This is a genomic window from uncultured Cardiobacterium sp. (assembly GCF_938028185.1).
Taxonomy (GTDB): domain Bacteria; phylum Pseudomonadota; class Gammaproteobacteria; order Cardiobacteriales; family Cardiobacteriaceae; genus Cardiobacterium.
Map to the genome: position 1 here is coordinate 1 of NZ_CALJAH010000233.1, position 9,533 is coordinate 9,533.

Genomic DNA, 9,533 nt, shown 5'->3' on the forward strand with positions numbered 1-9,533 from the left:
CGGTTACGGCTTCGCCTAACCGCCCCTACGCCCGGTTTTTTTGCGGTTTTGCCGGTGGAGCAAGCCCCGCCCTGCGACTGTTGCGGGGGTGAACCGCCGGGGTCGCCATCATCCGCAATGTTGTTATTCACCTTGCCTCGTCGCCCTTCAGGGAGTTTTTCACCACGCTTAACCGCTATCTGTAGCGTTTTCCGCTTGACTTACCCGCTACTTTTGCCGAAACTGCCCACCTTTCTTCAAATTCACGGAGTTGTCATGAAAAAGTCCCTGCTCGTTCTCGCCCTGTTTGCCGCAGGCGCCCACGCCGAAGACACCATTACCATCGCCCTTGCCGGGCCGGAAACCGGGCCGGTCACGCAATACGGCACGATTCAGAAGATTGGCGCGGAAGCCGCCATTGATTTTGTCAATGCCAACGGCGGTTTGAACGGCAAGAAGCTGGTCGTGAAAACCTATGACGATGCCTGCGAGCCAAAGCAGGCGGTGACGGTCGCCAACCAGATTGTCAATGACGGGGTGAAGTTCGTCATCGGCCATCTATGTTCGTCTTCCACCATGCCCGCTGCCGAGATTTATGACGAGAACGGCATCGTGATGATTACCGCCGCCTCCACCTCGCCGGAGCTGTCGCAGAAGGGTTACAGCACCATCCTGCGCACCATCGGCACCGACCTGCAAAGCGCGCCGGTCAGCGCCGCTTATATCGCCGATGTCATCAAGCCGAAGCACATCGCGCTCCTGCACGACAAGCAGGCGTACGGGCAGGGGCTGGTCGATGCGGTCGCCGCCGGGCTGAAGGCGCGCGGCATTGAGCCGGTGATTGTTGAGGGCGTGAACAAGGGGCAGAGCGATTTTTCCGCGCTGATTACCAAGTTGAAGAACGCCAATGTGGATTTTGTTTATTGGGGCGGTTTCCACCCGGAAGCGGGGGCGATTTTGCGCCAGGGCGCCGACCAGGGCTTCAAGCCGGTGTTCATGGGCGCAGATGGCGTGGATAACGTTGATTTGTTTGCGATTGCGGGCAATGCGGCGGAAGGCGTATTGGCGACGGTGCCGAAGGATTTTTCCGCCGCGCCGGAAAATGCCGCGATTGTGGAAGCCATCAAGGCGAAGAAGCAGGACCCGAACGGCCCGTTCGTCATGCCCAGTTATGCGGCGGTGCAGGTGATTGCCGAGGCGGCGAAACGCAGCGGCAGCGACGACCCGGAGACGATTGCGAAGACGCTGCGCGAGGGCGAGTATGACACCGCCATTGGCAAGATTGGTTTTGCGGAAAATGGCGACCTCAAGGATTTTCATTCGGTAATTTATGAGTTGCACGCGGATGGGAAGAAGGTTTTGAAGAGTGAGTAATTGAAATTATATTGTCGTAGGGGCGGTTACGCTCGTTCCTCGCTAACCGCCCCTACCATTACTAATTAAACCCAATTTTTATTAGTTTTAGGGAACGGATGTTCAAAATGGCTTGTGGTTAGATAATAAACACCGCTACCCCCACCCTAGCCCTCCCCCGCTGCGGACGCTGGCGCGTCCTGCGAGGGAGGGGACAAATCGGCAGTTTTTTTGCGCATTGGTTCCCGCATCCACCATTTTCAGTAGCGTCATTTATACATACACCTGAGCGCTCATGGTGTATGTAAATGGCAAATACTCGTTGAGGTATCGGATAGTGTCGCTTCGCGGATTATCTGCTGCCCCCACCCTGCCCCTCCCCCACAGGGGGAGGGAGCCGTTCCGCTATTCTTCTGCTTTTGATTTCTGCACAAGCAGCGAAAGGACAAAGTTCCTGGTACGGATGCGGGAACAGATGTGCGCAATGCCACCAATCTGTCCCCTCCCCCGTGGGGGACTGGAACAGCTCGCGCGTAGTGCGAGAAAGTTAGGGTGGGGGCAGCAAACAAGCCGCACGGCATCATTTTTATACATACACGGTAGCGCTCATGGTGTATGTAAACAGGCAATGTTTGGCAATCTGCCTTTCCCGTTTTTTTCCAACAATGGTGCATCAAACCGCACCCTATAAATTCAGTCTATGTACAACTTCCTCCAACAAATTATTAACGGCCTCACCCTCGGCAGCATTTATGCGCTGATTGCCATTGGTTATACGATGGTCTATGGCATTATCGGCCTTATCAATTTTGCCCACGGCGAGATTTATATGCTCGGCGCTTATATCGGCGTGGTGGCGCTGGTCGGGCTGCCCGCATTCGGTTTACCGCTGGCGCTGGTGATTGTTCTCGCCATTGTCATTGCGGTAGTTTTGACCGGCGGTTATGGCTTTGCGGTCGAGAAGATTGCCTACAAGCCGTTGCGCAACAGTCCGCGTTTGGTGCCGCTGATTTCCGCCATCGGGATGTCGATTTTTTTGCAGAATTTTGTCGCCCTCGGCCAAAGCAACAAGGATATTGCATTGCAACCGGTTTTGACTGCGCGCTGGGAATTGCTCGCCAGTCAAAGCGGTATGAGTGTTTCGCTCTCTGCCTTGCAGATCATTATTTTTGTGGTGACGCTGTTGGCAATGCTCGCGCTCAATTTGTTTATCAAGAAATCGAAAACGGGGATGGCGTGTCGTGCTTGTGCCGCCGATATTGGCATGGCGAAATTGCTCGGTATTGATGCGGACAAGATTATTGCCCTCACCTTTGTCATTGGTGCGGCACTCGCCGCCATTGCCGGGGTATTGGTCGCACTTTATTACGGCACGATTACGCCGTATATGGGTTTTGTCGCCGGGATGAAGGCATTTACTGCCGCCGTTTTGGGCGGGATTGGTTCGATTCCGGGGGCAATGTTGGGCGGTTTTATTTTGGGGCTGTCGGAAAGTTTTGCGTCCGCTTATTTGGCGAGCGAGTACAAGGATTTGGTCGCCTTTTCTTTGTTGATTATTGTTTTGCTGATTCGCCCTTCCGGTATTCTCGGCAAGCCTGAAGTGGAGAAGGTCTGATGCGTTATTTTGGCTATGCGGTGATTGCTGCCGCGCTGACTTTTTTCATTACCCTGCCCATTCTCGGCGTGCATCTCAATCAAAGCGCGCAGGGATTGTCGCTCACAGGCGATTGGCAACGCGCGCTGTATGCCGCCGCTATTGTTTTCGTCGCGCAATTGTTGTTGCCGCTCGCCATTGCCGCCAGGCACCGCCTGCCGCGTCATCCGCGTTTCAGCCCCGCCGCCTCGATTGAGAATCACCGGGGCTGGGTGCTGGCGCTGCTGATTGTCGCCGCTTTTCTCGTCCCCGTTTTTGGCTCGCGCGGCGCGGTGAATATCGGCACCCTCGCCCTGATTTACGTCATGCTAGGACTCAGCCTCAATATTGTCGTCGGCTATGCCGGGCTGCTCGACCTCGGCCATGTCGCTTTTTATGCGGTCGGCGCCTATTGCTACGCCATTCTGTCGCAACACGGCGTCGGTTTCTGGACATCGCTGCCGGTTGCGGCGCTGCTCGCGGGCACGCTCGGCCTGTTGCTCGGTTTCCCGGTGTTGCGCCTGCGCGGCGATTATCTCGCTATTGTCACCCTCGGTTTTGGTGAGATTGTCCGCATTCTGCTCAACAATCTCGACAGTCTCACCAACGGGCCGAAGGGTATCAACAATATTCCCAAGCCGGGGCTGTTCAACGTTGTCTTTACCCGCAAGGCGGGCGCGGGCGAAACGCCTTTTCATGAGCTGTTCGGCATTCCCTTCAGCACCGAACAGCGCGGCATTTTCCTCTATCTCATCATCCTCGCCCTCTGCCTGCTGACGCTGTGGGTGATTAACCGCCTGCTGCGGATGCCGGTGGGGCGCGCCTGGGAAGCGCTGCGCGAGGATGAAATCGCCTGCCGCTCGCTCGGCGTCAATACCACCGGGGTCAAACTCTCCGCGTTCGCCATCGGCGCGGCGTTTGCCGGACTCGCGGGTGCGTTTTACGCCGCCTGGCAGGGTTCGGTCGCCCCCGATTCCTTCACCTTCTGGGAATCCGCCATCATGCTCGCCATCGTCGTTTTGGGCGGCATGGGCTCGCAAACCGGCGTGATACTGGCAGCGCTCGCCCTCACCGTCATCCCGGAAATCGCGCGCGAATTCTCGCAGTACCGCATGATTATCTTCGGCGCGGTGATGGTGCTGATGATGATTTGGCGGCCGCAGGGGCTGATACCCGCGCAGCGCCCGAAAATGGAGTTACCCGAATGAGCCTGCTTGACGTCCAAAACCTGCGGATGCAGTTCGGCGGCCTTGTTGCCGTCGAAAACGTGAATTTCACCCTGGAAGCGCGGCAAATCGCCGCCATTATCGGCCCGAACGGCGCGGGCAAAACCACCGTCTTCAACTGCATCAGCGGCTTCTACCAGCCGAGCGGCGGCCAGGTCATCCTGGACGGCGAAGACATCACCGGCCTGCCGAGCCACCGCATCGCGCAAAAAGGCCTGACCCGCACCTTCCAGAACATCCGCCTTTTCCGCGACATGACCGTGCTGGAAAACCTGCTGATTGCGCGGCACAACCACCTCGACACCCGCTACTGGAGCGGCATCCTGCGCACCCGGCGCTACCGCGACAGCGAACGCCTCGCCAAAGAACACGCCGCCAAATGGCTCGATACCTTTGAACTGCGCGCGTTCGCCAACCATGAGGCGGGCAGCCTCGCCTACGGCCAGCAGCGGCGGCTGGAAATCGCGCGCTGCATGATGACCGCGCCGCGCGTGCTCATCCTTGACGAACCCGCCGCCGGGCTGAACCCGCAAGAAACCGCCGCGCTCGTCACCCTGATAGAGGCGCTGCGCGACCAGCACGGCATCAGCGTCCTGCTGATAGAGCACGACATGAGCCTCATCATGCGCGTCTCCGAGCACATCATGGTGATGGAAAACGGCCGCCCCATCGCCTACGGCAGCCCGGACGACATCCGCAACAACCCGGACGTCATCAAAGCCTACCTCGGAGAAGCCTGATGCTGCACATCGAAAACCTGCACGCCCACTACGGCCCGATAGCGGCGCTGAAAAACATCAACCTGCACATCGAGGCGGGCGAAATCATCACCCTCATCGGCGCCAACGGCGCGGGCAAAAGCACCCTGCTCAACACCATCTGCGGCAACCCGCGCGCGAGTGCCGGCAAAATCGAATACTGCGGCGAAAACCTCGCCCGCGTGCCGACCCACAAAATCAGCCAGCGCGGCATCGCCCTCGTTCCCGAAGGACGGCGCATCTTCCCGGCGCTGACCATCGAAGAAAACCTCGAACTGGGCGGCTACCACCACAGCAAGGCGGAGAACAAACGCGGACTGGAACATATCTACCAACTGTTCCCGCGCCTGTTGGAGCGGCGCAGCCAGCGCGCGGGCACGCTTTCCGGCGGCGAACAGCAAATGCTCGCCATTGGACGTGGCCTGATGATGCAACCGAAACTGCTGCTGTTGGACGAACCCTCGCTCGGCCTCGCGCCCATCATCATCGCGCAAATCTTCGACATCATCCGCGACATCCGCGACCAGGGCATCACCATCTTCCTGGTGGAGCAAAACGCGCACAAGGCGCTGCAAATCGCCGACCGGGGCTACATCCTCGAACTGGGACAAATCACCCACAGCGACACGGGCGAAAACCTCTTGAGCAGCGACGTGGTGCGCAAGGCGTATCTGGGCGGGTAGGAACAATTCCACCGGAACTGCTTATACCGCAGCGCATTTATTCAGACAAAACAGAATATTATCCCCAACCCTAACGCTAACATAGTAAAAACACAAAAGAAAAAGCAAAAAAGGATTGCGCCGCCGCATAATCACTGTATAAAATTTCGCCGTCGGTGCATCGCGCCGGACAAATTCAACAAACTCACAGTAAAGGTAAACTATGAACAAGACGGAATTAGTAGACGCAATCGCTGCCGCAGCCGACATTACCAAAGCCCAGGCAGGCAAAGCGCTGGAAGCCGTACTCGAAAGCGTAACCGAGACCCTGAAAAAAGGCGACAAAGTTACCCTGATTGGCTTCGGCACCTTTGAAACCCGCGAACGCGCCGCTCGTACCGGACGCAACCCGCAAACCGGCAAGGAAATCCAGATTGCGGCCAGCATCACCCCCGCATTCAAGGCCGGCAAAAAACTCAAAGACGCCCTGAACGTCACCGCCAAGGGCAAACCCGCCAAAAAAGGCAAATAAAACCTTGGCACATACCTGAAGGCGGCCACCCGGTCGCCTTTAACATTCCCCGCATTCCCGAAAACTTGCGCAAAAAACAAAACCCCTTATAATGCGCGCCTTGCCCAGCCTGAGTGGCGGAACTGGTAGACGCAGCGGATTCAAAATCCGCCGGTGGTAACACCTTGAGAGTTCGAGTCTCTCCTTAGGCACCAGATACCCACAAAGCCCCGCCTGCTGCGGGGCTTTTCTTTTGGCCGGGCATTCTTGAGCAATCAGGAGCACCTCATGAAAATCCTCGTCACCTGCGCGCACGGCACCGGCACCGGGCCCGTCATGAAAGCGAAAGTCGAACAAGTCCTGCAAGAGTACCGCATCCCGTTCGAGACCATCCATCACTGCGCCATCAGTGAAGCCAAAACCCTCGCCCGCGACTACGACATCATCTTCTGCGCGACCAGTTTCGCCAGCATCTTCAAAAACGCGGCCGATGCGGGAACCACCGTCATCGGTATGCGCAACATCCTCTCCCTCGAAGAAATCCGCCTGCGCCTGCAAGACGCCGGTTTCGCGCCCGCTGACGACAACCCCTGACTGCCATGCACTTCGATACCCTGAGCCGCGCCGAGCGCTGCCATTGCCCCGCCCTTGACTGGCGGCAAGCACAAAATCCCGACAGCCTGGACAACCCCCGATGATTATCCTGCTCGACCAGGACGGCGTCCTCGCCGACTTTGAACACGGCATCGCCCACGGCTGGCAAAGCCGCTACGGCACGCCGGTGCCGCTACCGCAACCACGGCAAAAATTCTACGTGCGCGACGAAGTCGCCCCGGAACACCAAGACGCGCTGATTGACCTCTACTCCGCCGCCGGTTTCTTCGCCGGACTCCGCCCCGTCAGCGGCGCGCTGGACGCCGCCCGCGCCCTGCTTGCCGCCGGACACGACGTGCGCATCTGCACCGCGCCGATTACCAACTACCGCTACTGCGTTGGCGAAAAAATCGCCTGGGTCGAGCAGCACCTTGGCTTTGACTGGACGGCGCGCGTCATCCTCACCAAAGACAAAACCCTCATCCACGGCGATATCCTCATCGACGACAAACCCGACATCAGCGGCATCCGCAGCCCCGACTGGCAACACTGGCTCTACGACGCCCCCTACAACCGCCACATCCCCGCCGCGCACCGTATCCGCTGGGACGACCCGGCAAGCTGGAACATACTGCTTAACCCCTAAACCCAAGGAGCCCCACCATGAACCAACTCGAAGCCCTCAGAGCCATGACCGTCGTCGTTGCCGACACCGGCGACATCGAAGCCATCCGCCAGTACCAGCCGCAGGACGCGACCACCAACCCCTCGCTCGTCCTCACCGCCTCGGCGCTGCCGCAATACGCGCCGCTCATCGACAACGCCATCGCCTACGGCAAAAAACAGGGCGGCGACCACGCCCAGCAACTGATTGAAGCCGAAGACAAACTTGCGGTAAACATCGGTCTCGAAATCCTCAACTTCATCCCTGGCCGCATCTCCACCGAAGTCGATGCCCGCCTCTCCTACGACAGCGCCGCCACCGTCGCCAAGGCGCGCAAAATCATCGCCCTCTACCAGGCGGCAGGCGTCGGTCGCGAACGCATCCTCATCAAAATCGCCGCTACCTGGCAGGGCATCCGCGCCGCCGAAACCCTCGAAAAAGAGGGCATCAACTGCAACCTCACCCTGCTGTTTTCACAAGCACAGGCGCGCGCCTGCGCCGAAGCGGGCGTAACCCTCATCTCGCCCTTCGTCGGCCGCATCCTCGACTGGTACAAGGCGCATGACGGCAAAGACTACGCCCCGGCGGAAGACCCCGGCGTCCAGTCCGTCACCGCCATCTACCGCTACTACAAAGACCACGGCTACCCGACCATCGTCATGGGCGCGAGCTTCCGCAACCGCGGCGAAATCACCGAACTGGCCGGCTGCGACCGCCTCACCATCGCCCCGCCGCTTTTGGCCGAACTGCAAGCGAGCGACGCCGCGCTGCCGCGCAAACTCGAAGACAAAGGCGCATCCAAAGAAAAACCGGCACCGCTGACCGAAGCCGAATTCCTCTGGCAACACAACAGCGACCCGATGGCGGTTGAAAAACTGGCCGAAGGCATCCGCAAATTCGCCGCTGACCAGGAAAAACTGGAAGCGATGCTTGCCGCCAAACTCTGAACCATATCCCTCATGCAAACCGGCAGAGGGACGGAGCGTGCCCCCCTGCAACCCGATTGATACCCCCGAAACCCGTGCGCGTCCTGACGGACACGCATTCCCTTTCCGAAACCCCAGGAGACCCAGGAAACCATGAAGAAAACCCTGCTTACCCTTAGTCTGCTCGCCAGCACCAGCCTCCACGCCGCGCCCTACCCGCGCCTTGACCCGAACAGCCTCATCAACGGCAGCCCGGAACACCCGCCGATCACCGTCAACATCCAGGCGCTGCAAACCGCGCTGGGCAACCTCGCCGCCCATGCCAGCGAATACCCGCCCCAATTCGACAGCGACGCTGACCGCCAACAGGCCATCACCGACCTCGCCCCCATCGCCATCGTGCTGAACAACATGGCCGAAAACAGCGCTCCACCCGCAGGCGGCAAAGCAAGCGAAGCACACCTGGCAAGCATCCTGATGAGCGCGCGCCTCGACTGGATCGGGCATAACCTCGACCAGCCCGGCTACGGCGAAAAAGCCGAAGCCAACTACAAAAAGCTGCTACAACTCTCGCCAGCCAACCGCAAGGCCAACATCCAGGACGAATACGGCCGCTTCCTCGCCTCGGTAGGCAAGGCCGATGCTGCCGTCATCCAGCTGCGCGCCGCCTACAAAAGCGGCAACCGCGACAGCGCCGTACCGCTGGCGATGGCGCTACTCGCCCAGGACAAACGCAACGAATCCGTCAAAGTGCTGAAAGAGTACACCCGCGCCAACCCGAACGATGCGCAGGCACAGGAGCTCCTCTCCGCCATCGAAAGCGGCCAGATCAGTATCCAACAAATGTGACGGCGACAGACGAAACAAGGCGGGTAAAACCCGCCTTTTCTTTTTTATAGCCATCCACTGTATGAGACTTTCGGTGGGCGGCTATACGGGTCGCCTCCGAGGGTTGGCGGAATAGCGCGCAGCATATCGCCATGCGGCGCTGTAGAAGAGCAGTTGCGCGAGGTTGAACGTCGCACCCGCCGAGCATCGCCGCCAGGGGCGAGGCAGGAAAACATCCGCAGGCGAGGCCAATGACAAGACTGAGCGGCAGCGGTGTCAGCAGCACAAGCCAGCGGCAGGATGCTGCGGCCGCGCGCCATTTGCACGGCGACAAGCAACCAGCCGCAGGCGCTGATGATGATGGCAGCAATCCAGTGAACGGCAAGCAGTTGATAGAAG

General features: G+C 59.1%; 10 protein-coding genes, 1 tRNA gene and 1 pseudogene. 11 read left to right on the top strand and 1 reads right to left on the bottom strand.

From position 1 onward, the window contains the following. Nucleotides 1–255: 255 nt before the first annotated feature. The 11 genes from Q0349_RS06760 to Q0349_RS06810 all read left to right on the top strand — a co-directional run bounded on the left by Q0349_RS06760 (nt 256) and on the right by Q0349_RS06810 (nt 9,155). Nucleotides 256–1,353, top strand: a complete 1,098-nt coding sequence (locus tag Q0349_RS06760) for a high-affinity branched-chain amino acid ABC transporter substrate-binding protein (protein ID WP_298080115.1) — start codon at nt 256–258, stop codon at nt 1,351–1,353. A 679-nt stretch (nt 1,354–2,032) separates the two neighbouring features. Beyond that, a complete protein-coding gene (livH, locus tag Q0349_RS06765) occupies nt 2,033–2,947 on the top strand; it encodes a high-affinity branched-chain amino acid ABC transporter permease LivH (RefSeq protein WP_298080116.1) in 915 nt (304 codons plus the stop codon). Continuing rightward, complete coding sequence (gene livM, locus Q0349_RS06770) at nt 2,947–4,173, top strand: high-affinity branched-chain amino acid ABC transporter permease LivM (RefSeq protein ID WP_298080117.1); 1,227 nt, start codon at nt 2,947–2,949, stop codon at nt 4,171–4,173. Before livH ends, livM begins: the two co-directional genes overlap by 1 nt. Next, nucleotides 4,170–4,931, top strand: coding sequence for a high-affinity branched-chain amino acid ABC transporter ATP-binding protein LivG (livG, locus tag Q0349_RS06775; protein ID WP_298080118.1), 762 nt, complete (start codon nt 4,170–4,172; stop codon nt 4,929–4,931). Before livM ends, livG begins: the two co-directional genes overlap by 4 nt. Then, on the top strand, nt 4,931–5,632 hold the full coding sequence (locus tag Q0349_RS06780) for an ABC transporter ATP-binding protein (RefSeq protein WP_298080119.1): 702 nt from the start codon (nt 4,931–4,933) through the stop codon (nt 5,630–5,632). Before livG ends, Q0349_RS06780 begins: the two co-directional genes overlap by 1 nt. Before the next feature lie 202 nt (nt 5,633–5,834). Further along, the gene (locus Q0349_RS06785; RefSeq protein ID WP_298080120.1) at nt 5,835–6,143 is read left to right on the top strand and encodes an HU family DNA-binding protein; all 309 of its coding nucleotides are present in this window, start codon (nt 5,835–5,837) and stop codon (nt 6,141–6,143) included. 107 nt (nt 6,144–6,250) lie between these two features. Further along, a tRNA-Leu gene (locus Q0349_RS06790) sits at nt 6,251–6,337 on the top strand. A gap of 73 nt (nt 6,338–6,410) precedes the next feature. Next, nucleotides 6,411–6,716 carry a PTS sugar transporter subunit IIB gene (locus Q0349_RS06795; protein ID WP_298080121.1) on the top strand — a complete coding sequence of 102 codons (306 nt, stop codon included), beginning with the start codon at nt 6,411–6,413 and terminating at the stop codon, nt 6,714–6,716. 100 nt (nt 6,717–6,816) lie between these two features. Continuing rightward, nucleotides 6,817–7,362, top strand: a complete 546-nt coding sequence (locus Q0349_RS06800) for a 5'-3'-deoxyribonucleotidase (RefSeq protein WP_298080122.1) — start codon at nt 6,817–6,819, stop codon at nt 7,360–7,362. A 17-nt stretch (nt 7,363–7,379) separates the two neighbouring features. Next, a complete protein-coding gene (gene tal / locus Q0349_RS06805; RefSeq protein WP_298080123.1) occupies nt 7,380–8,327 on the top strand; it encodes a transaldolase in 948 nt (315 codons plus the stop codon). Nucleotides 8,328–8,459: 132 nt separating this feature from the next. Further along, nucleotides 8,460–9,155, top strand: coding sequence for a hypothetical protein (locus Q0349_RS06810; RefSeq protein WP_298080124.1), 696 nt, complete (start codon nt 8,460–8,462; stop codon nt 9,153–9,155). Between the two features lie 44 nt (nt 9,156–9,199). Here the strand turns inward: Q0349_RS06810 and Q0349_RS06815 are convergent. Then, a pseudogene (locus Q0349_RS06815) lies at nt 9,200–9,533 on the bottom strand (hypothetical protein); the annotation flags it as partial.